We start from the raw sequence: 21,705 nt of genomic DNA, 5'->3' as shown, positions 1-21,705 counted from the left end.
GATACAGGTTTAGGCGATCCCCAGCTTCTTGTTGCGGGCCGCGCGCAGCTGCGCAAAATCATCGCCCGCGTGATAGCTTGACCGGGTCAGCGGCGTGGCGGAAACCATCAGGAATCCTTTGCCATAGGCGGATTTCTCATAGGCGGCAAATTCGTCAGGATGTACAAACCGATCCACCCGGTGGTGTTTTGGGGTCGGTTGCAGATATTGTCCGATGGTCAGGAAATCAATGTCAGCGGCGCGCATATCTTCCATCACCTGAATGACAGACTGGCGGTCTTCGCCTAGCCCCACCATGATGCCGGATTTGGTGAACATCGAGGGATCAAGTTCCTTGACCCGCTGCAACAGGCGCAGGCTGTGGAAATACCGCGCGCCGGGGCGGACTTCAGGATATAGGCCGGGCACGGTTTCGAGGTTATGGTTGAACACGTCAGGGCGTGCCTCAACAACCTTTTCAAGGGCTTCCGGGCCGCATCGGATAAAATCCGGTGTCAGGATTTCAATGGTGGTATCCGGGCTGCGGTGACGGACCGCGCGGATGGTTTGGGCAAAATGTTCCGCCCCGCCATCGGCGATATCGTCACGGTCGACCGAGGTGATCACCACATGGTTCAACCCCAGTTTCTGTACCGCATCAGCGACGCGCCCCGGTTCGAATACATCCAGATCCTCCGGCGGCTTGCCGGTGGCGATGTTGCAGAAGGTGCAAGCCCGGGTACAGACCTCACCCATAATCATCATGGTGGCATGGCCCTGTGACCAGCATTCACCAACATTGGGACAGCCCGCTTCTTCGCAGACCGTCACAAGGTTGTTGTCACGCATGATTTTGGCCGTTTCAGCATAGCCTTTGCCGCCCGGTGCCTTGACCCTGATCCAGCTGGGTTTTTTCGGCTGGGCATTGTCAGGCTTATGCGCTTTTTCAGGGTGGCGTTGCTCGGGGATTTTCAGATCACGCATGGCGGGGCTCCGGTTGATTGCCCCCTATGTAACATATTCATCCGGCAACAAAAGCCCGGGCAGTTACAATATAGCCATGCGCGGGGCGGTCAGGTGGTTCCCCTCAGCCGATCATTGGTCCACCGGGGCCGACAGTTTCGTCGTAATGCCGTTTCAGCCGCATCAAGGCGATCCGCAGCACCACCTTGCCCGAGCGCGCAGACCAGCCCAACCGCTTTTCCGCCGCTTCCAGACCTTCAAGATAACAACAACAGCGCAGGGCAACATCCGACAGCCCCGGGCCCAGATCCGCCAATGCCGCCGTCACACGGGCGCGTGCCTCGGCCGCAGCGCCCCCCGCCGATCCACTTGCGGAATTGCCGGTCTGCACCCCGGCTGTCAGAAACTGATCCCAATTCTGCGCGGTGGAACCGTCCATCTGGGCCAGCTCAAAATCCTCGCGCAGCCTTTCGCCAGCATGGACCAGCGGTTCCGCCAGAAACGGTTTCCCCTCATTATTACGCCGCCGCGCCAGGGCGCTCAGCGGGCTTTCCCCAATCGGGGCACGGGGCGGACGCGAGTCTTCTTCCCGGTCCAGAACCGCACCCCCCGCCCCCTGCCCCTGAAACGAAGTCGCAGCCTCGGCAAAGCCCGAGGATGAAGATGGGGCCATACCGAACCGTTGCAGAAACGCCCCCAATGCGTTTCGCCCTGCTGTCGTGATATGATAGCGGATGATCCGCCCCGTATTGGCGGGCGTAATCCAGTCTTTTAACGCCATGGCCTGTGCCACTGAATTGGCAACAACCGCCGTGCGGGTGCTGCCCTGCGGGCCGTCACGCACCACCACCGCCTTGTCCAGATCGGCAGCCACGGCCAGTACCGCCCCGGATTCACAAAGCCTGCGCAAAACCCGCATGGATTCGCGCGCAAGGGTGGCATCATCTGGCATGGCCTGTTCGGAAAAGGGGTTCATATCTGCAGCTTCCTTATTGCCTGAAAGGGGTGCGTGTCGGTTCAATCGCAGGACTGCCGCGCCCAGCTTGCGCAAGGCGGCATCAACAAGGGGATCATCACGGCGCAATTCAACTTTACGGATCTGACGCAAGACGGTTGAGGCATGACACCCGGCAGCCCGTGCAAGGACGCGTATCGGCTCGCCGTTTTCCGTATGCGCGATATAGTGAAGTGCCCCAACCGGCACCCATTCAGGAAATTTCCGGGACATGCCTGCCACGCCCGATTGTCCACATTGGTTCATCCTTTTCCCGTGCTCCCACCTGTTTACATTTACCCACAGGTTATCCCAAGATTTCTCCACACAACCTAGGGGGATGCATCGGTTATCGATTGGTAAAATCCCTGCGGTTTGCCGAGCATTGTCTCTAAATCATAAACAGTTGTGAAAGCTCCGAACGCAGATGCAGGGAGGAACGCAACACCTCCATAGGTTGTGCAATGATGGCGTCGACGAAAGGCGGAACCGTGCCTTTATCCACTGCTCAAGGATCAATGCCATGAAAGATGTTCTCTCCATGCTCAACACCCTGCATCGTCCACGCCTGATGATGCGTGCCGCGCGCATTGGCGCTCAGGATTATCGACGCGCCGCGCATCTGCCGCGCCTTCTAGGCTATGGCGTCTTGCCACGCCATGGCGCGGCCTTGCTCAAACTGATGGATATAGAGGCCGCGCTGGAAGAGCAGCGTGTGACATCAGATGGCAGCTACAGTTTGATCCGCCATCTGGATGTGTTGATCGCAATGGTCGCAGAAGCCCGCATCTTGCGCTCTGTGCAGGCCGCGTCTCAATCGCCGCGCCCTGCACCAATTGGTGAGGCAAGCTGAACCTCGCCCCCCGGATCGATACTGCAACGACCGGGATCATATACGTCGGAATCACATAAAGCTGTCAGGCTCTGCACTCTTCTTTTGCGCGACAAAGGCATCAAGCGCCTCGCGGATCGCCGGATCAAGCGCGGGGGCCTGATAATCCGCCAGCATCTTTTCCACCCGGAGTGTCGCCAGCGCCTGCGTGTCACGCGCGCCTTCATCTTCCCATGTTTCGAACGGTTTATAATCCAGCAGATCGGACTTCCAGAAGGCTGTCTTGAAATTGTTCTGCGTATGCGCACAGCCCAGATAATGCCCGCCGGGACCAACCTCGCGGATGGCATCCATCGCCTGCGCGTTCTCGTCAATCTCGACGCCCCGCGCCAGATGATGCAAGGTGCCCAGCTGGTCCGCATCCATCACGAACTTCTCGAAACTGCTGACCAGCCCGCCTTCCAGCCAGCCACAGGAATGCAGCATGAAATTCACACCCGCCAAAAGCCCCATGTTCAGACTGTTCGCCGTTTCATAAGCCGCCTGCGCATCCGGCAGTTTTGAGCCACAGAATGATCCCGCAGAGCGATAAGGTAGGTTCAAACGCCGCGCCAGCTGCCCAGCCCCATAGGTGATATGCGCCGCCTCTGGTGTGCCAAAGGTCGGCGCACCGGAATTCATGTCAATCGAGGTCACAAAGGCCCCCATGATCACCGGCGCACCGGGGCGGATCAGCTGGGAATAAGCAATCCCCGCAAGGGTTTCCGCCAGAACTTGTGTCAGCGTACCTGCAACCGAAACGGGTGCCATCGCCCCACCGACGATGAAGGGCGAGATGATACAGGCCTGATTGTTCTGCGCATAAACTTCCAGCGCCCCCATCATCACATCGTCAAAGGTCATCGGAGAGTTGATGTTGATCAGTGATGTCATCACGGTGTTGTCGCGCACAAATTCCTCACCAAAGAGGATCTTGCACATATCCACCGAATCCTGAGCCCGGCTCGGCTCGGTCACCGACCCCATAAACGGTTTATCGCTCAGGGTCATAAGGGCATAGAGCATGTCCAGATGGCGCTTGTTCACCGGCACATCTGTCGGCTCGCAAACCGTGCCGCCGGAATGATGCAGCCATTTGGACATATAGCCCAGTTTCACAAACTTGTTGAAATCTTCCATCGTGGCGTAACGCCGCCCGCCAACTGCGTCACGTACAAAGGGGGGACCGTAAACCGGAGCCAGCACCAGATTATTGCCGCCAACCACCACATTGCGTGCCGGGTTGCGGGCATGTTGGGTATATTGTGACGGTGCTGTTGCACAAAGTTTGCGTGCCAATCCACGTGGGATGCGCACCCGCTCACCGTCAATCTCTGCCCCGGCATCGCGCCAGCGCTGAATTGCCGCCGGATTATCAAGAAAATTAACGCCAACCTCTTCCAACACGATTTCCGCATTGGTTTCGATCACCTGCATGGCTTCTTCGGTCAGAATCTCAAAGTTCGGGATGTTCCGCTCGATGAACTTGGCCGTTTCAAAAGAAACCGCGTTGCGTTCGGCCCGTCGTGCGGCACCGCCGCCCCCGCGTCCCCGTCGTGCTGATTCCGCCATATGTTCACCTTCTCGCGCAAATTTTTACTTCTGCTACCCTATTCAGGATCGCCACCTTTCGCAGATACCGTCCTGTGCGGGTGAAAAGCGACATTGCCGGTTTCACATCTGTTTTTGGCCGGAAATACTGCGCTGGTTTTGCCGGGGTGCAGCATTCGGGGACTTGCCAGCCGCGCAATCCCCCAATACTCAAGCGGCATGAGCAAAACAGACGCCCCCACCGCCCCAAACCCGCTGGATCATGACCGCCTGCTGATCATCGATTTCGGCTCTCAGGTCACCCAGTTGATTGCCCGCCGCCTGCGCGAGCTGCATGTGTTCTGTGAAATTCACCCGTTCAACACGGTGGACGATGCCTTTCTGACAGCGTTCAACCCCAAGGCGGTGATCCTGTCGGGCGGCCCTGCCTCAGTCTTTTCCGAAGGGGCCCCGCGCCCGCCTGCAAAAGTCTTTGAGCTTGATGTGCCAATCCTCGGGATTTGCTATGGCCAGCAGGTGATGATGGAAATGCTTGGCGGCAAGGTCGAGCGCGGCCATAACACCGCTGAATTTGGCCGTGCCTTTGTCACGCCGGAAGAGGAAAAACTGGATCTGTTGCAGGGGTGGTTTGCCACCGAAAAGGAACAGGTCTGGATGAGCCACGGCGATCACGTCAGCAAAATTGCCCCCGGTTTCAAGGTCTTCGGCACCTCGCCTAATGCGCCCTTTGCCATCACCGCAGATACGGATCGCAACTTTTACGCGGTGCAATTCCACCCCGAAGTGCATCACACGCCCAATGGGGCAAAGCTCTATGAAAACTTCGTGCGCCTTGCCGGTTTCAAAGGCGACTGGACCATGAGCGCATATCGTGAAGAAGCCATTGCCGCCATTCGCGCGCAAGTGGGCGATGAAAAGGTCATCTGCGGCCTGTCCGGCGGGGTTGATTCCTCCGTTGCCGCCGTGCTGATCCACGAGGCGATCGGCGACCAGCTGACATGCGTTTTTGTCGACCACGGCTTGCTGCGCAAAGGCGAGGCCGAAGAGGTCGTCACCATGTTCCGCGATCACTACAACATGCCGCTGATCCACGCGGACGAGCAAGAACTGTTCCTTGGCGCACTCGACGGTCAGGATGACCCCGAAACCAAACGCAAGATCATCGGCAAGCTGTTTATCGACGTGTTCCAGAAACACGCCAAGGAAGTCGGCGACGCCAAATTCCTCGCTCAGGGCACCTTGTACCCCGATGTCATCGAGTCGGTCAGCTTTTCCGGTGGCCCCTCGGTCACCATCAAATCGCACCATAATGTCGGCGGTTTGCCCGAAAAAATGGGGTTGAAACTGGTCGAACCGCTGCGCGAGCTGTTCAAGGATGAGGTGCGCGCGCTGGGTGTGGAACTCGGCCTGCCGAAGTCCTTTATCGGGCGCCACCCTTTCCCCGGTCCGGGTCTTGCGATCCGCTGTCCCGGCGAAATCACCCGCCAGAAACTCGACATTCTCCGCGAGGCGGATGCGGTTTACATCGACCAGATCCGCAAACACGGGCTGTATGATGACATCTGGCAAGCCTTTGTTGCCATCCTTCCCGTACGCACGGTTGGTGTGATGGGCGACGGGCGCACCTATGATTTTGCCTGTGCTTTGCGGGCGGTGACATCGGTCGACGGGATGACAGCGGATTATTACCCTTTCAGCCATGAGTTTCTGGGCGAAACCGCGACCCGCATCATCAATGAGGTGCCGGGCATCAACCGGGTCACCTATGACATCACCTCCAAACCTCCCGGCACCATCGAATGGGAGTAACCCTGCAAGGATATTTGCGCTGTTCGGATGATACAGAGGCCGCCCGTGTGCGCGCTGCGTTGGAGGAACACATCCGCCTGACGCGGGCCGAGGCGGGCTGCGTTTCGTTTCACGTCACCGCCACGGAGGACCCTCTGGTCTGGCAGGTGGCGGAAGAGTTCACCACACCCGCAGCCTTTGAGGCCCATCAGGCACGGGCCGGTGCGTCAGACTGGGCGCGGGAAACCAAAGGCATTGCGCGGGACTACCAGATCAAAGGCATGCCATGAACACCACGGTGCAAGCCGCCCTTTGGATGATCGGTGCAGTGGTCAGTTTCACCGCCATGGCGATTGCCGGTCGCGAATTGGGTGGCGATTTCGATACTTTCGAAATTATGATGTACCGCTCGGCCTTTGGCCTGCTGGTGGTGCTGGCCCTTGCCTTTGCCACCGGCAGCTATCGACAGATTGGCACCGGTGCCCTGCGCACCCATCTGGTGCGCAATCTGTTTCATTTCACCGGCCAGAACCTGTGGTTTTATGCGGTGACCATTGTCCCGCTGGCACAGGTTTTTGCACTGGAATTCACCACACCGCTTTGGGTGATTGTCCTGTCTTTTCTGTTGCTTGGTGAACGGCTGACCAAAGTTCGTGCATTGGCCGCCGTGATGGGATTTATCGGCATCCTGATTGTCGCCCGGCCCAGTATTGAGGGCATGAATGCCGGCATTCTTGCCGCCGCCGGTTGTGCGGTGTTCTTTGCCCTGACCTATGTCTTCACCAAACGGCTAACGCGCACAGAAACCATCACCGCGATCATGTTCTATCTGACCTTCGTGCAACTGGTTTTTGGCGTGATTGCAGCGAGTTACGATGGTGATATCGCCCTGCCGACGGCCCCTGCCCTGCCTTGGTTGATCCTTGTTGCCTGCTGCGGGTTACTGGCGCATTTCTGTATCACCAAGGCGCTGACCATCGCCCCTGCCACGGTTGTCGCCCCAATTGACTTTGCCCGCCTGCCGCTTGTCGCAGTGGCTGCCATGTTGCTGTATAACGAGGCCATCGACATTTGGGTTTTCGTCGGTGCGGTAATCATCTTTGCCGGTAATTATCTGAACATCTGGTTTGAAACCCGCAAATCCGCATGAAACGGATCGTCTGTGCCATTGCTGCGACATAGACCCGTCACATGAACACGCAAAAATCCATATCTTCCCGCGCCTGGGTGGAAATGCTGCTGCTGGCGGCGATCTGGGGCGCCTCCTTTCTGTCGATCCGCATTGCGCTGGATGAAGTTGGTCCACTGACAGCAGTGGCGCATCGTGTCGGCTGGGCCGCACTGGCGCTTTGGTTGGTGGTCTGGTTGATGCGCCTGCCACTGCCGCGCGATCCGAAAATCTGGCTCGGTTTTTTGGGCATGGGGCTGTTGAACAATGTTATCCCCTTTGGGCTAATGGCTTGGGGGCAGCTTTATATCGAGACCGGGCTGACCTCGATCCTGAACGCCGCCACCGCCATCTTTGGCGTGATCATGGCCGCCCTATTTTTTGCTGATGAACGTATCACCCTGCGCAAGGCCGTGGGTGTCACGCTGGGGTTTGCCAGTGTTGCCATGGCAATCGGGTTTGAAAACCTGCGCAGTTTTGATCTACGGTCATTGGCGCAACTGGCGGTGATCGGCGGTACCATCTCTTATGCGTTGGCCTCTGTCTGGGCGCGCAAGCGGCTGGCCGGTCAGCCCCCCCAAGTGGCCGCGGCGGGGATGGTCACCGGATCAACCCTCATCATGCTGCCCCTGGCGTGGTGGATCGAGGGGCCGCTGACCCTGAAGCTGCAATCCGATACAATTCTGGCCATTGGATATTATGCGCTGATCGGCACGGCACTGGCCTATCTGTTGTATTACCGTGTGCTGGCCATGGCGGGCAGTGGCAACCTGATGCTGGTCACCCTGTTGATCCCGCCTTTTGCGATCGTGCTGGGCGGTCTGGTCCTCGATGAAACGTTGCAGCCCTCGGCCTATGGCGGATTTGCACTGCTTGCGCTTGGACTTCTGGTACTGGACGGGCGCATCTGGCGTCTGTTGCCTGCGCGGGCTAGGTAGGGGCAATAGCTGTAACCAATGGACCAACCGCATGCTTTACTCCACCGCTCAAGAATGGCGTGACGCCCCGCGCCGCAAGGTATTGATCTTTGGCATGTCGGGTCTGGGCAAGACGCATCTGTCAGGGCTGCTGCGTGCCTCCGGCGACTGGTTCCACTATTCCATCGATTACCGCATCGGCACGCGCTATCTGGGCGAAACCATCCTCGACAATGCCAAGGCCGAAGCAATGAAAGTCCCCTTTCTGCGCAACCTGCTGTTGTCCGATAGCATCTATATCGCGTCCAACATCACCTTTGAAAACCTGTCCCCCGTGGCCACATGGCTGGGTAAACCGGGCAATGCGGATCAGGGCGGCCTGCCGATGGTCGAATACGCCCAACGGCAAGAGGCCTTCAAACAGGGGGAGATTGCCGCGCTGATGGACACCGCCCATTTCGCGGATCGTGCAAAAACGCTTTATGGCTATGACCATTTCATCTGTGACACCGGTGGGTCGATTTGCGAATGGGTCGATGCAGATGATCCAAACGATCCTTTGCTGCGCGCGCTGGCGGATGAATGCCTGTTGGTCTGGATCAAAGGCGATGCCGCCCATACGCAAGAATTGATCAAGCGCTTTGACCGTGCGCCTAAACCCATGGCCTATCAGCCTGAATTCCTCGCCCGTGTCTGGCAGGAATATCTGAATGAAAACAAATACTCAGAGGGTGAAGTTGATCCTGATGCCTTTGTCCGCTGGACCTATGCGCAGGCGCTGTCCCATCGTCAGCCGCGTTACGAGGCGATGTCAAAATGGGGTGTCACCATCACCCCCGATCAGATCAGCGCCTTGCAGACTCAAAGCGATTTTGTTGACCTGATCGCAAACACTCTGGATGTATAACCGCCTCGCCACATCGTGAGTGCTGCGCTCTTGGCAGTGCCACCTTGGCGGAGTATCTAACCCCTTCACAAGACCGGACCTGATCCCATGCCTATCAAACTGCCCTCCACCCTGCCTGCCTTTGACGTGCTGACGCGCGAAGGTGTGATGGTGCTGGACGAAGAACTGGCAGCCTCGCAAGACATCCGCCCGCTGCGCATCGCGCTGCTGAATCTGATGCCGAAAAAGATCCAGACCGAAAACCAGTTTGCCCGCCTGATCGGGGCGACGCCGTTGCAGATCGAACTGAGCCTGCTGCGCATGTCCGACCACCAGACCCGCAATACCGCTGCCGAACATATGGAGAGCTTTTATCGCCCCGTGTCCGAGGTGATGGATGAGAAATTTGACGGGCTGATCATCACTGGTGCGCCAATCGAACATCTGGATTTTCAGGATGTCGGCTATTGGCAGGAACTGACGCGGGTGATGGAATGGACCCAGACCCATGTGCATTCCACCTTCGGGGTCTGCTGGGGCGGCATGGCGATGATCAACTATTTCCACGGCGTCCAGAAACACATTTTGGATCACAAGGCATTTGGCTGTTTCAAACACCGCAACCTGATGCCGACCTCGCCGTATCTGCGCGGGTTTTCCGATGAATGTGTGATGCCCGTGTCGCGCTGGACCGAGATGCGCCAACCCGAGGTGGATGCCCACGCCGGGTTGATCACGCTTCTGGGCAGCGATGAAGTCGGCCCCTGCCTGATCGAGGATCCTGCCCACCGTGCGCTTTATGTGTTCAACCATTTTGAATATGACAGCGACACGCTGAAACAGGAATATGACCGCGATGTCGCTGAGGGCACACCGATCAATGTGCCGTGTAACTATTACCCCGGTGATGATCCGTCACGCGCACCGACAAACCGTTGGCGCAGCCATGCGCATCTGCTTTATGGCAATTGGATCAACGAGATATACCAGTCCACGCCGTTTGATATGACGGCAATTGGCACCGGCTGAAATGAGGCGCGGCGTGATATTCCTGACGGTTCTGATCGCCGCCTTCATTGCGTTGATCCAATGGCGCGCTGCCGCCCGTGAGGCACAGGCCGAGGCGCTAACACCGCCTGTAGGTCAGATTCTGGACGTCAACGGGGTGCCAGTGCATGCGCTGGTCATGGGGCAAGGCCCGGATCTGGTGCTGCTGCACGGGGCCAGCGGCAACCTGAAAGATTTCACACTTGGATTTGCTGACCGTTTGACCGACCGCTACCGGGTGATCCTGCTGGACCGCCCCGGTCTGGGTTGGACTGGACGGCCTGCGGGCCATGGCGGGGCGTGGAACAACAAAGAGGAATCACCGCTGGAGCAGGCCGCATTGTTGCAGGGCGCTGCTGACCAGCTAGGCGTTGAAAACCCGATTGTACTGGGCCACTCCTTTGGCGGTATTGTTGCACTGGCCTGGGGTCTCAGCCGTCCTGATGACACTGCCGCTCTTGTGCTGCTCTCTGCCGTGTCGGAACCCTGGCCGGGAGAGCTGGGCTGGACCTATGGTGTTTTTGGCTCGAAATTGGGTGGTGCGCTGGTGGTACCGCTGATCACTGCCTTCGTGCCCAAGCAGTTGGTGTCTGACAGCATCAGCGCGATTTTTGCTCCCCAATCAGCGCCTGAAGGCTACGCAGAACATATCAGCACCGGGTTGACCCTGCGCCGTGAGAGCACCCGCGCCAATGCCCAACAGGTCAATGCCCTGCGCCCGCATGTGGTTGAAATGCAAAAGAACTATGGCGCCCTGCACATGCCTGTCGAAGCGGTGCATGGTGACGCCGACACCATTGTTCCGCTCAAGGTACATGCTGAGGTGTTGATGGGGGATATCCCAAACGGCAAACTGACCGTGCTGACGGGCCAAGGCCACATGCCACAACATACCGCACCGGAGGCAGTTGAGGCCGCAATTGACCGCGCCGCCACCCGTGCGGGTTTGCGTTAAGCCGATTAACATCCCATATAGAGTGTAACATTCTATTCAGGAGGCCCCATGGACCTGCCCTTCGACGGCGCAATCAGCGCCTATTTCAACACTGACGCGCCCGACGATATCCGCGCCGCCATCAAACGTGCCGATAAGGGTGACATTCTGTCTCCCAGCTACCCGCATTCCGACCGTATGGCGCGCAAGGTCTATGAGCGTGAAATGGCAAAGCTGCAGATCGAATTGGTCAAGCTGCAGGCCTGGGCGCAAGCCACCGGCACCCGCATCGCCTGTGTCTTTGAAGGGCGCGATGCGGCGGGCAAAGGCGGCACCATCTCGCGGTTTCGTGGCAATTTGAACCCGCGTTCCGCCCGCGTAATCGCACTTGCCAAACCCACCGAAACCGAAGCGACGGAGTGGTATTTCCAGAGATATATCAAACACCTGCCATCCGCCGGTGAAATGGTGTTCTTTGACCGCTCCTGGTATAACCGCGGCGTTGTCGAACATGTTTTCGGCTTTTGCACCCCAGAACAACGCGCACATTTCTTCACACAGGTTACCCCGTTTGAGGAAATGTTGATTGATGACGGCATCCACCTGTTTAAATTCTGGCTCAACGTCAGCCGCGCCGAACAATTGCGCCGCATGCTGGCCCGCGAAAGCGACCCTTTGAAGCAATGGAAACTCAGCAGCATTGATGTGAAGGGCCTCGCCAAATGGGACGCCTATTCAGATGCCATTGAGGAGACGCTGACGCGCAGCCACGCAGCCCATACGCCCTGGACCGTGGTGCGTTCCGATGACAAGCGCCGCGCGCGCCTGAACGCAATCCGCACTGTCCTGCATGCCTTTGATTACACGCGCAAAGACGAGAAAGCCATCGGGCAGATCGACCGGGGTGTCTGCGGCGGACCGGACATTTGGGATGCCTAAGAAGGGCTATCATCACGGCAATCTGCGTCAGGCTTTGGTCGACGCCGCGCTTGAACTGATCGAAGTGCGCGGCCCGATGGGTTTCACCCTGTCGGAGGCCGCAAAACAGGCCGGTGTCACGCCTGCGGCGGTCTATCGCCACTTTGACGGGCGCGAGGCGCTGATCGCCGAAGCGGCTGAACAGGGCTATGCGATTTTTGCCGACTTGATGGATTACGCCTATCAGTCCGGTCAACCCTCTGCGCTTAAGGCGTTTGAGGCAACGGGCCGTGCCTATCTTGCCTTTGCCCGAAAATATCCCGGCCATTATATCGCAATGTTTGAGAGCGGCATTTCGATCAACCGCACACCGGAACTGGCCCAGGTGGCCAACCGCGCCAATGGTGTGCTGGAAAAAGCCGCCACTGACCTAAGCCAGCACATCCCCGAGGACAAGCGACCGCCCGCCTCGATGTTTTCTGCACATATCTGGGCCTTAAGCCACGGGGTGGTCGAACTGTTTGCACGCAATTCACCGGGTCGCGCCTCGCCTTTCCCGCCAGAGGATCTGCTGGAAACCGGGATCGGGATCTATCTGCGTGGTCTGGGGCTGGTGCAGCCGGACGATTAAGCTAGGGCAGCCTTCAGCGTCTGCATCACCTCTGCTGCAATCTCCAGCGAGCGTTTGCGGGCAGCGTGGTCATGTATCTGACTGGTTAATATCACCTCATCCGGTTGATACCGGGCAATCAATCCTTGCAACTCTTCGCGTACCTTACCGGCGCTGCCACTGGCCGAAACCGCCATCATCTGATCCACCGAGCGGCGCACCCCCGCGCCAATCACCGCGTCAATATCCTCTACCGGACGTGGCAATTTGCCCCTTGTCCCTGTACGCATCCGCGCAAATGCCTGCTGCATTGAGGTGCGCAAATAGGCCCCTTCCGCATCACTCTCCGCCCCGAACACATTGGCGGCCAGCATGAAATGCGGCTTTGCCAGATGCGCCGATGGTCTGAAGGTCCGTCGGTAAATCTCTGTCGCCTGTTCCAATGCATCCGGCGCAAAATGCGAGGCAAAGGCGTAAGGCAGCCCATAATGCGCTGCCAACTGCGCCCCGTACAGCGACGACCCCAAAATCCAGACTGGCACATGGCTGCCTTCACCGGGCAAGGCACGCACCTGTGCGCCCTCGCGCGGATCGCCCAGATACCCAATCAATTCAGCGACATCAGCAGGGAAATCATCACTGCCCGCCCGGCGCAGCGCATGGTAGACCGCCTGATCACCACCGGGCGCACGCCCCAGCCCCAGATCAATGCGGTCTCCATGCAGGGCTGCCAGGGTGCCGAATTGTTCGGCAATCGTCAGTGGCGCATGGTTGGGCAACATCACCCCGCCTGCTCCGACTCGCATGGTCTTGGTATGAGCCGCCACATGGCCGATCAGCACGGCCGTTGCCGCACTGGCGATCCCCGGCATATTGTGATGTTCTGCCAGCCAGAAGCGGTGATAGCCCAGTCCCTCACAATGCTGCGCCAGGTCCGTGGTGTTTTTCAACGCCTGCGCAACTTCTACACCTTCCGGCACAGGTGCCAGATCAAGAACGGAATACTGCATCATTTCACCTCATTGTTTTGCCATACCTAAGCATTGCGCATGCCAATCAAAACCCGCTGGCGGGTAAATGATCTTCATCTTGGCGATAAACTCCGGGGGGCTGGCACCCAGCAGCAGCGCGACCCAAGGCCGCAAAACAGGGCATGAAAACCAAAAAGGGCCGCACCCAACGGCACGGCCCTCTTCGAAAAAACGAGTGTAAAGCTTAACGCTTGGAGAACTGGAAGCTCTTACGCGCCTTGGCCTTACCGTATTTCTTACGTTCCACAACGCGGCTGTCGCGTGTGAGGAAACCGGCGGCTTTCAATGCGCCACGCAGAGAGGGATCATAAAGCTGCAAAGCTTTGGAAACACCGTGCTTTACCGCACCGGCCTGACCGGACAGACCGCCGCCCTTGACCGTGGCGAAAACGTCAAACTGACCTTCTGTGCCGGTGATGCCAAATGGCTGGGCCAGGATCATCTGCAGAACGGGGCGGGCAAAATATTCATTCTGCGGCTTGCCGTTTACAACAACCTTACCGGAACCGGGTTTGATCCAGACGCGGGCAACCGCATCTTTACGCTTACCAGTGGCATAGGAACGGCCCAGCTCGTCACGAACGGGCTCGCGTGGGGTCAATTCGACTTCGGGTGTCGCCGCAACGCCAGCAACCTGTGCGAGGTCTTCGAGTGTGTTGATTTCGTCGGACATCTTCATGCACTCCGCGTGTTTTTGGGGTTCATGGCCTTAACGTCCAGAACTTCGGGGTTTTGGGCCTCGTGACCATGCTCTGCACCTGCATAGACGCGCAGGTTTGTCATGATCTGACGGCTCAGGCGGTTGCCGGGCAGCATGCGCTTGACCGCGAGGGTCACGATACGCTCTGGATGTGCGCCTTCAAGGATCTGTGCCTTGGTACGCTCTTTGATCCCGCCGGGGTGGCCGGTGTGCCAGTAGAATTTTTCATCGCGCTTCTTGCCGGTCATCTGGACCTTTTCAGCATTGATGATGATGACATTGTCACCACAATCCATGTGAGGCGTGAAAGAAGGCTTGTGCTTACCGCGCAGGCGGGTGGCGACGATAGACGCAAGACGGCCCAGCACGACGCCTTCGGCGTCAATGATGATCCATTTCTTGTCAATGTCAGCCGGTGTTGCTGAGAAGGTTTTCATCGGACATTCCTAAAAGTTGTGTGGCAAAAGACCAAAGCCCGCTGCCCCGTAGTGATGGCCGGGTTATATAGTGGAAAAGCATAGGGTCAAGCGCGGTATTCACGATTTAGATGAGCAAAATCAATGTGATAGAAATTAGGTAATATAATACCCCACATTTCACCCATGTTTCGCAGCTCTGCGGGAGCCGGATCGTGGATTATACGCCGATTTCTTCCGGCGGATTGTCCAGAAGCCGGCGCAACCGCTCCATCGCGGCCTCAAAGCTGCGCAGCGACACACCGCCGTTCACCGCCATGCGCACCGCATGCGGGCTTTGCGCATCGCGGCTGGCAAATTCTTCGGCTGCCCTGATCTGGACCCCCGCCTTCTCCGCAGCGAGACAGAACGCTGACGCCCGCCAGCCCTGTGGCAACTTCAACCACAGGAATGGCACATCGTGACGCCAACGCAGATCAAACCCGCCCAAAGTGTTCACAGCAACCTTGACGTATCGTTCAACCCCCAGCCGCGAGTTTTCCATGATCTGCGGCAACTGCGGATGGGCCAGCAGGGCGGCACATAGATCGAGCATCGGGGTGGCCAAGCCGAAAAACCCATGTTCTGCTGACCGGTGCAGCGCCGCTGACATGCCTCTGGGTCCAATGGCACAACCGATCCGCAGCGCTGGTGTCACGGATTTGGACAGGGAGCTCACGTACCAGCCGCGTTCCGGCGCAAGCAGGCGATACCCCTCCCCCTCGGCGCGCCCGATCCTGTAACAATCATCCTCTAGGATCTGCAAATCCGCCTTACGGGCAACCTTGACCAGTGCCAGCCGCCGCTCCATCGGGGTGAAGCCACAGGTCGGGCTGTGTACTTCCGGCGAGGTACACAGGATCTGTGCCTCAGGGTGACGTTCTGCGGCAGCAGCCAGGGCTTCGGGAATGATCCCATCCTTGTCACAAGCGATTGGTACAATATCGGCGCGCACCAGCTCGGCCGCTCGACGAAATCCCGGATAGGCCAATTCCTCAACAAAAACCACAGGCCGTCTGCCCCGCAGAATTGTTTGGAATACCAATACAATTGCGTTCTGCCCACCATGGGACAATACAATGTCATTGGCGTCGATCTGACCAATGGGGGCGCCATGCAACCATTGTGTCATCGCTTCACGTGCCGGTTCTGCGCTGCGTCGCGAAGGATAATGCATGATGCCGGAAGGTGGATCCTTTGCAATCTCCCCCATCAGCTTTCGTATCAACTCCACCTGACCGCCATTGGGCAGATGCGGGGAAAACAGGTTTACCGAGTTGACGTCACCGCCGGAATTGTGCCGCACCACGTCTATCTCGATCAAATTCAACGGTAATTCACCGGATTCCTTTTCGATTGTCGTCGCAGGGTCACTGACGAATGTGCCACGGCCAACCTCTGCATGCAAAACGCCGCTGTCGGTTAATACTGTATAGGCGCGGGCCACGGTGCCCGGTGTGATCTGCAATTGCCAGGCCAATTCGCGCACCGGCGGCAGCTTGTCCCCGACCGACAATCCACCCGCCGCAATCTGATCCCGGATCATCGCCACCACCGCTTTGTACTTGGGTTTAGAGTCGCGCAGCATCTCTTTCGCCAAAATTGTACTCATTACAATATTTCCCTAGCAGCTTTGTATCAGTATTTGTATCGTTATCCTGTAGCAAATTGCTATATTGTGTCAATACAATTCTACGAAAGGAGTTTCCCATGACACTCACCAGACCGATGCCGACCGATGCTTCCAGCATTCTCTCCCAGCAAGGCACGCCGATTGCGGCGCAGCTTGCGGTCCGTTTCGCGGTTGTGGTGACGAAATGGGCCACTCGCCGCCGCACACGGCTTGCGCTTTCGCAACTGGAGCCGTGGCAGCTGAGCGATGTGGGACTGACACGCGACGATGTTCGTGACGAATACCGACGCGTGTTCTGGCGGGTGTAACATCCCCGTGGCAACCGCCAGATCTCTTCCAACTGGGCCGGAATTTTCCGGCCCATTTTTCGTTGCTATGGCCCGTCAGCCCATTGATTTCGGCGGGATTGCGTAGGTAAGGCTGGCCCGCGCCACGGGGGCCTCCATCCCTTCCGAAAATAACAAGACATCCGTGACCGACAGTTGCTTGCCCAACTTCAAAAGCCGCGCCTTGGCGATCAGGGGCACTCCGGCCTCGGGTTTGCGCATGAAATCAATCGAACAATTGGTGGTGACCGCCAGCGCCTTGGGCCCGATATGCGCCAGGGTCACGACATAGGCCGCCACATCCGCCAAGCCAAACATCGCCGGCCCGGAGATGGTACCACCGGGGCGCAGATGTTTGTCAGAGGTCAGCAAGCGCATGGTCACATGGTCCCCTGCGACCTCATCCACATGGAAGTCATCCGCGACCTGCTCAAACACCTGCCCCAGAAAATCGTTCAATTGCTGTGCTGTCATCACGGCGGCCATGCTTGTTCTTCCCTTGTTTTTGCCCCTAGAGTTGGCGCAGAAAACACGAGGGTGACAAGATGGCAATTTTGCAAGTGACGCAACGTGGGGCCGTGACCCACCTGACAATGAACGCGCCCGAGCGGTTGAATGCCCTGTCAGACGAGATGCTGGCGGCTTTGCAATCGACACTCGACCAACTGGCCGGTGACCCGGACACCCGTGTGATTACGCTGTCCGGCAGCGGCAAAGCCTTCTGCGCCGGGCATGATCTGCGCCAGATGACCGCGATGCGGCAGGCACCGGATGGGGGCGCGGCGGCGTTCAAGGATCTGTTTGACCGCTGTGCCAGCGTCATGGCCCGTATTCAGTCGATGCCACAGCCGGTGATCGCGCAGGTGCATGGCATCGCCACCGCTGCCGGATGCCAACTGGTCGCCACCTGCGACATGGCTGTTGCGGCCGAAGGCACAAGATTTGGCGTGAACGGAGTGAACATCGGGCTGTTCTGTTCGACCCCAATGGTTGCCCTGTCCCGCAACATCCCCCGTAAACAGGCGTTTGAAATGTTGACCACCGGCAGGTTCATCGACGCGACACGGGCAGAATCATTGGGTCTGATCAACCGTGTGGTGACTGCCGAAACCCTCGAAGCGGAAACCGCAGAGCTGGCCGAAACTGTTGCCGCTAAACTGGGCGCAGCGGTGAAAATCGGCAAAGAGGCATTTTACACCCAAATGTCCATGCCCGTGGCAGAGGCCTATGCCTATACCGGCGAAGTCATGGTGCAAAACATGCTGCGCGATGACACCGCCGAAGGCATCAATGCCTTCCTTGAAAAACGCGATCCCGACTGGGAGCAGTGATTGTTTCCAAAGCTGTTTTCAATTGTTGCAAAATCAGGACTATCAATTGGGGCACAATTGGGGCATGATTATGACAGAGCGCAGACGCGCCTGACTATTTTGGGTCGCCGCCTAGCAGAAGGTCCCTCCAGATCAGCCTCTCACTGATCGACCATCCCTGCAGCGGCGACCCCAAATCAGCCCCCTCCCCGATTGGATCTTTGACGCTGCCCATTGCACCTATGTGGCAGCTGCCCTAAATCCCCCCAAACACCTTGTGATCTGTTTCCCCTGACAAACCTGCCTCTTCCCATGGCCGACCATGTTGGGTGATCCGATCAACCTCAGGAAACCGCAAAGGGCTGACATGGATACCTTACACATCATTGGCGGCGGCATGGCCGGTTCAGAAGCCGCCTGGCAGGCAGCAAATGCCGGCGTTCAGGTCGTCATCCATGAAATGCGGCCCGATGTCGGGACATTTGCCCACCAAACCGGGTTGCTGGGGGAAATGGTCTGTTCCAACTCTTTTCGTTCAGATGATTCAGAACAAAACGCCGTGGGGCTGCTGCATTGGGAAATGCGTGCGGCAAACGGGTTAATCATGGCCACTGCGGATAAGCACAAGCTGCCCGCCGGTGGCGCGCTGGCGGTGGACCGTGAACCCTTTGCCCAATCCGTCACCGACGCCCTGTTGGCCCATCCGAACGTCACCGTTGAATATGGCGAGATCACCAGCCTGCCAGAAGACGGTCAATGGATCATTGCAACCGGCCCGCTGACTTCTGGCGCATTGGCCGAAGCAATTGCCGCAGAGACCGGTGCCGAGGCCCTCGCATTTTTCGACGCCATCGCGCCGATCATCTATTTCGACAGCATCAATATGGACCGCGCCTGGATGCAGTCCCGTTATGACAAGGGCGAGACCGAGGAAGAGCGTACCGCCTATCTGAACTGCCCAATGTCGAAAGAGCAATATGAAGCCTTCATTGACGCGCTGCTGGCGGCGGATAAGACCGAGTTCCGCGAAGGCGAAACCGCCGGGTATTTCGACGGCTGCTTGCCGATTGAGGTCATGGCCGAGCGCGGTCGCGAGACCCTGCGCTTTGGCCCGATGAAACCCGTGGGGCTGACCAATGCCCATCAGCCTGATGTCAAAGCCTATGCCGTTGTGCAGCTACGTCGCGACAATAAGCTGGGCACGCTTTACAACATGGTCGGCTTTCAGACCAAGATGAAGTACGGCGCGCAAACTGATGTTTTTAAAATGATACCCGGCCTTGAGGATGCTTCCTTTGCGCGACTCGGCGGCATTCATCGCAACTCCTTTATCAACTCACCCACCTTGCTGGATGACCAGATGCGCCTGCGCTCGCGCCCCAATATCCGCTTTGCCGGGCAGATCACCGGCGTTGAAGGCTATGTGGAAAGCGCGGCCATGGGGCTGCTGGCCGGCCGTATGGCCGCGGCAGAGCTGCTGGGCGGCACTGCCCCAACCCCACCGAATACCACGGCGATGGGCGCGTTGATCACCCATATCACCGGTGGCGCTGATGCCAAAACTTTCCAGCCGATGAATGTGAACTTTGGCCTCTTCCCGCCGGTTGAAGGGCTGAAATCGGGACGTCGGGGGCGCAAGGATCGTTACAAGGCCTATACGGATCGCGCCAAACTGGATTGGCAGGCATGGCTGGACAGAAGCGAACTGCCCGCCTAAACTTCTGTCATGACAGAGGTTTTTCTGAACAAGGTCTATGCCGCAAGCGGTGAGACCGAAACACGCGAGATCTACGACGCCTGGGCCAAAACCTATGAGACGGAAGTTGGCGAACACGGCTATGCTACACCGGGGCGATGTGCCGCTGCACTGGCAGGAATGACGCCAGACCTGACTGCCCCGCTCCTGGATTTCGGGTGTGGCACGGGATTGTCCGGTCTGGCGCTGAAGCTGGCCGGGTTTGAAACCATCGATGGTGTCGATATATCAAAGGAAATGTTGGCACAGGCGACACAGAAAGGTGTTTATCGCAGCACCAGACAGGTGACGGCCGACACCGTCATTGCAACAGGCAGCTATGCCAATATTGCCGCCATTGGCGTGATTGGCACCGGGGCTGCGCCGATTTCGGTTTTGGACATGCTGATGAAAGCCCTGCCGCGCGATGGCCGTCTGGTGTTCAGTTTCAACGATCACACGCTTCAAGATCCGGTTCATGAGGCGCGGATCAACGAATGGACCGACTGTGGTGCGGCGCGTCTGCTGTTTCGCGAACGCGGCGCACATTTGCCGGGTATCGACATGCAATCTAACGTTTATATCCTTGAAAAAGCGTGACTTTTAGAACCCGTTTTGCGCCATCCCCAACCGGACCACTTCACCTTGGCCATGCCTATTCGGCGATGCTGGCCTATGATATGGCCGTTGAACAGGGCGGTGAATTCCTGCTGCGGATCGAAGATATTGATCAATCCCGCGCGCGCCCTGCATGGGAGGCACAGATCTATGATGATCTGGCATGGCTGGGCCTGCGCTGGCCGACACCCGTGATGCGCCAGTCAGAGCGGCTGGCCGTCTATGGGGCCACGCTGGATAGCCTTTGGAAGAGCAATCATATTTACCCTTGCAGCTGCACCCGCGCCGATATCAACGCTGCACTTTCCGCCCCGCAGGAAGGTGTGCCAACCCATGGGCCGGACGGGCTGATCTATCCCGGCACTTGCCGCCCTGATGGGGAGCAGTCTCAATCGGAACGCCCGCAAGGCAATACCGTCTTGCGGCTTAACATCGCAGCAACCATCGAAAATCCCGATCAGGTTTTCCAGTTCACCGAGACAGGTGCAGGGCCTGTAGGCGAAACCGGCCAGATCAGATTTACCGGTCAAGATGTGGTCAACCAGGTCGGCGATATCGTCATCGCACGGCGTGACATGGGCACCTCTTATCACCTCGCCGTGGTGCTGGATGATGCCGCGCAGGGCATCAGCCATGTGGTGCGCGGTGCGGATCTATTTGAAGCGACGAAAATCCACGTGGTTCTGCAAACACTGCTGGGCCTGCCGGTGCCCAGCTATCACCACCACAGGCTGATCCGCGATGATGCAGGCAAGCGGCTTGCCAAACGAGACGATGCGCGGGCCATATCGACCTATCGAAATGAAGGAATAACTACCCAAGATATTCGTTCACTAATAGATAGATAGCTCCCTTAACTAATCTAAAGCTTTAACTTATTCAGGCGCAATAAGTTCCACCACCTCATCCCCCTTTACTGCGCGGTAAAAGCAGTGACGCCGCCCCGTATGACAGGCCGCGCCGGTCTGGTTGACCAGAACCAAAAGACAATCCTGATCGCAGTCAAAACGAAACTCGACCAGTTCCTGAGTATGACCGCTGGTTTCGCCCTTGATCCAGAATGACTGTCGTGACCGGCTCCAATAGGTCACGCGGCGGGTCTCTAGGGTACGGGTGACCGCCTCTGCATTCATCCATGCCAGCATCAGTACCTCATGGCTCTTTGCGTCTTGAGCAATGACCGGGATCAAACCGGCATCGTTAAAGGTCAGGTCGGATGGATTAAATGACATGGTCAACATCTTTCATGAATTTGCATCTGCGGACGGGAA

Annotated in this window: 24 protein-coding genes; 15 read left to right on the top strand and 9 right to left on the bottom strand. The window is 57.9% G+C overall.

Going from position 1 to position 21,705, the window contains the following annotated elements; all coding sequences use genetic code 11:
• Nucleotides 1–9: 9 nt before the first annotated feature.
• Nucleotides 10–963, bottom strand: a complete 954-nt coding sequence (gene lipA / locus QQL78_RS06695) for a lipoyl synthase (RefSeq protein ID WP_284371835.1) — start codon at nucleotides 961–963, stop codon at nucleotides 10–12.
• Between the two features lie 103 nt (nucleotides 964–1,066).
• Nucleotides 1,067–2,170 (bottom strand): DUF6456 domain-containing protein, encoded by a 1,104-nt coding sequence (locus tag QQL78_RS06690; RefSeq protein WP_284371833.1) that lies wholly within the window; start codon nucleotides 2,168–2,170, stop codon nucleotides 1,067–1,069.
• Between the two features lie 289 nt (nucleotides 2,171–2,459).
• Here QQL78_RS06690 and QQL78_RS06685 point away from each other — a divergent pair, with 289 nt between their 5' ends.
• A complete protein-coding gene (locus QQL78_RS06685; protein WP_284371831.1) occupies nucleotides 2,460–2,789 on the top strand; it encodes a DUF6477 family protein in 330 nt (109 codons plus the stop codon).
• Nucleotides 2,790–2,840: 51 nt separating this feature from the next.
• Here the strand turns inward: QQL78_RS06685 and QQL78_RS06680 are convergent, their stop codons facing one another.
• Nucleotides 2,841–4,379 carry a trimethylamine methyltransferase family protein gene (locus tag QQL78_RS06680; protein ID WP_284371829.1) on the bottom strand — a complete coding sequence of 513 codons (1,539 nt, stop codon included), beginning with the start codon at nucleotides 4,377–4,379 and terminating at the stop codon, nucleotides 2,841–2,843.
• A 198-nt stretch (nucleotides 4,380–4,577) separates the two neighbouring features.
• On the opposite strand from QQL78_RS06680, the gene guaA reads away from it, so the two are divergent.
• From guaA to QQL78_RS06635, 9 genes are all read left to right on the top strand, one after another.
• Nucleotides 4,578–6,167 (top strand): glutamine-hydrolyzing GMP synthase, encoded by a 1,590-nt coding sequence (gene guaA, locus QQL78_RS06675; RefSeq protein WP_284371827.1) that lies wholly within the window; start codon nucleotides 4,578–4,580, stop codon nucleotides 6,165–6,167.
• A complete protein-coding gene (locus QQL78_RS06670) occupies nucleotides 6,158–6,436 on the top strand; it encodes a putative quinol monooxygenase (protein WP_284371826.1) in 279 nt (92 codons plus the stop codon). The genes guaA and QQL78_RS06670 overlap by 10 nt, the downstream gene beginning before the upstream one ends.
• Nucleotides 6,433–7,296, top strand: a complete 864-nt coding sequence (locus QQL78_RS06665; protein ID WP_284371824.1) for a DMT family transporter — start codon at nucleotides 6,433–6,435, stop codon at nucleotides 7,294–7,296. The genes QQL78_RS06670 and QQL78_RS06665 overlap by 4 nt, the downstream gene beginning before the upstream one ends.
• 41 nt (nucleotides 7,297–7,337) lie before the next feature.
• A complete protein-coding gene (locus tag QQL78_RS06660) occupies nucleotides 7,338–8,252 on the top strand; it encodes a DMT family transporter (protein WP_284371822.1) in 915 nt (304 codons plus the stop codon).
• A 31-nt stretch (nucleotides 8,253–8,283) separates the two neighbouring features.
• Nucleotides 8,284–9,138 (top strand): ATPase, encoded by an 855-nt coding sequence (locus QQL78_RS06655; RefSeq protein ID WP_284371820.1) that lies wholly within the window; start codon nucleotides 8,284–8,286, stop codon nucleotides 9,136–9,138.
• An 87-nt stretch (nucleotides 9,139–9,225) separates the two neighbouring features.
• Nucleotides 9,226–10,146 carry a homoserine O-acetyltransferase MetA gene (gene metA, locus QQL78_RS06650; protein ID WP_284371818.1) on the top strand — a complete coding sequence of 307 codons (921 nt, stop codon included), beginning with the start codon at nucleotides 9,226–9,228 and terminating at the stop codon, nucleotides 10,144–10,146.
• A 1-nt stretch (nucleotide 10,147) separates the two neighbouring features.
• Nucleotides 10,148–11,119: an alpha/beta fold hydrolase gene (locus tag QQL78_RS06645; protein ID WP_386257623.1), complete on the top strand. Its 972-nt coding sequence runs from the start codon at nucleotides 10,148–10,150 to the stop codon at nucleotides 11,117–11,119.
• 48 nt (nucleotides 11,120–11,167) lie between these two features.
• Complete coding sequence (gene ppk2 / locus QQL78_RS06640; RefSeq protein ID WP_284371816.1) at nucleotides 11,168–12,037, top strand: polyphosphate kinase 2; 870 nt, start codon at nucleotides 11,168–11,170, stop codon at nucleotides 12,035–12,037.
• Nucleotides 12,030–12,647, top strand: coding sequence for a TetR/AcrR family transcriptional regulator (locus tag QQL78_RS06635; RefSeq protein ID WP_284371814.1), 618 nt, complete (start codon nucleotides 12,030–12,032; stop codon nucleotides 12,645–12,647). Before ppk2 ends, QQL78_RS06635 begins: the two co-directional genes overlap by 8 nt.
• Here the strand turns inward: QQL78_RS06635 and QQL78_RS06630 are convergent.
• From QQL78_RS06630 to QQL78_RS06615, 4 genes are all read right to left on the bottom strand, one after another.
• Nucleotides 12,644–13,636 carry an LLM class flavin-dependent oxidoreductase gene (locus QQL78_RS06630; RefSeq protein ID WP_284375472.1) on the bottom strand — a complete coding sequence of 331 codons (993 nt, stop codon included), beginning with the start codon at nucleotides 13,634–13,636 and terminating at the stop codon, nucleotides 12,644–12,646. The two genes, QQL78_RS06635 and QQL78_RS06630, sit on opposite strands and share 4 nt — an antisense overlap.
• Nucleotides 13,637–13,841: 205 nt before the next feature.
• Nucleotides 13,842–14,330, bottom strand: a complete 489-nt coding sequence (gene rpsI, locus QQL78_RS06625; RefSeq protein ID WP_037939483.1) for a 30S ribosomal protein S9 — start codon at nucleotides 14,328–14,330, stop codon at nucleotides 13,842–13,844.
• A gap of 2 nt (nucleotides 14,331–14,332) precedes the next feature.
• Complete coding sequence (gene rplM / locus QQL78_RS06620; RefSeq protein ID WP_284371810.1) at nucleotides 14,333–14,794, bottom strand: 50S ribosomal protein L13; 462 nt, start codon at nucleotides 14,792–14,794, stop codon at nucleotides 14,333–14,335.
• A gap of 199 nt (nucleotides 14,795–14,993) precedes the next feature.
• A complete protein-coding gene (locus tag QQL78_RS06615) occupies nucleotides 14,994–16,424 on the bottom strand; it encodes an aminotransferase-like domain-containing protein (protein ID WP_284371808.1) in 1,431 nt (476 codons plus the stop codon).
• A 98-nt stretch (nucleotides 16,425–16,522) separates the two neighbouring features.
• Between QQL78_RS06615 and QQL78_RS06610 the strand changes: the two genes are divergently transcribed.
• Nucleotides 16,523–16,753, top strand: a complete 231-nt coding sequence (locus QQL78_RS06610; RefSeq protein ID WP_284371806.1) for a DUF1127 domain-containing protein — start codon at nucleotides 16,523–16,525, stop codon at nucleotides 16,751–16,753.
• A 75-nt stretch (nucleotides 16,754–16,828) separates the two neighbouring features.
• On the opposite strand, the gene QQL78_RS06605 is transcribed toward QQL78_RS06610, so the two are convergent.
• Nucleotides 16,829–17,257, bottom strand: a complete 429-nt coding sequence (locus QQL78_RS06605) for a PaaI family thioesterase (protein ID WP_284371804.1) — start codon at nucleotides 17,255–17,257, stop codon at nucleotides 16,829–16,831.
• A 59-nt stretch (nucleotides 17,258–17,316) separates the two neighbouring features.
• Between QQL78_RS06605 and QQL78_RS06600 the strand changes: the two genes are divergently transcribed.
• The 4 genes from QQL78_RS06600 (at nucleotide 17,317) to gluQRS (ending at nucleotide 21,282) form a co-directional block, all read left to right on the top strand.
• The gene (locus QQL78_RS06600; protein WP_284371803.1) at nucleotides 17,317–18,102 is read left to right on the top strand and encodes an enoyl-CoA hydratase; all 786 of its coding nucleotides are present in this window, start codon (nucleotides 17,317–17,319) and stop codon (nucleotides 18,100–18,102) included.
• Between the two features lie 346 nt (nucleotides 18,103–18,448).
• Nucleotides 18,449–19,798, top strand: a complete 1,350-nt coding sequence (gene trmFO, locus QQL78_RS06595) for a methylenetetrahydrofolate--tRNA-(uracil(54)-C(5))-methyltransferase (FADH(2)-oxidizing) TrmFO (RefSeq protein ID WP_284371800.1) — start codon at nucleotides 18,449–18,451, stop codon at nucleotides 19,796–19,798.
• Nucleotides 19,799–19,807: 9 nt separating this feature from the next.
• Nucleotides 19,808–20,416, top strand: coding sequence for a class I SAM-dependent DNA methyltransferase (locus QQL78_RS06590; protein ID WP_284371798.1), 609 nt, complete (start codon nucleotides 19,808–19,810; stop codon nucleotides 20,414–20,416).
• The gene (gene gluQRS, locus QQL78_RS06585; protein WP_284371796.1) at nucleotides 20,413–21,282 is read left to right on the top strand and encodes a tRNA glutamyl-Q(34) synthetase GluQRS; all 870 of its coding nucleotides are present in this window, start codon (nucleotides 20,413–20,415) and stop codon (nucleotides 21,280–21,282) included. Before QQL78_RS06590 ends, gluQRS begins: the two co-directional genes overlap by 4 nt.
• Before the next feature lie 27 nt (nucleotides 21,283–21,309).
• On the opposite strand, the gene hisI is transcribed toward gluQRS, so the two are convergent.
• Nucleotides 21,310–21,666, bottom strand: a complete 357-nt coding sequence (hisI, locus tag QQL78_RS06580; protein WP_284371794.1) for a phosphoribosyl-AMP cyclohydrolase — start codon at nucleotides 21,664–21,666, stop codon at nucleotides 21,310–21,312.
• Nucleotides 21,667–21,705 lie beyond the last annotated feature (39 nt).

The sequence above is a fragment of the Sulfitobacter pacificus genome, assembly GCF_030159975.1.
Classification (GTDB): Bacteria; Pseudomonadota; Alphaproteobacteria; order Rhodobacterales; family Rhodobacteraceae; genus Sulfitobacter; species Sulfitobacter pacificus.
The sequence above is the reverse complement of the archived record's forward strand: the minus strand, read 5'-3'. Positions and strand labels throughout refer to the sequence as shown.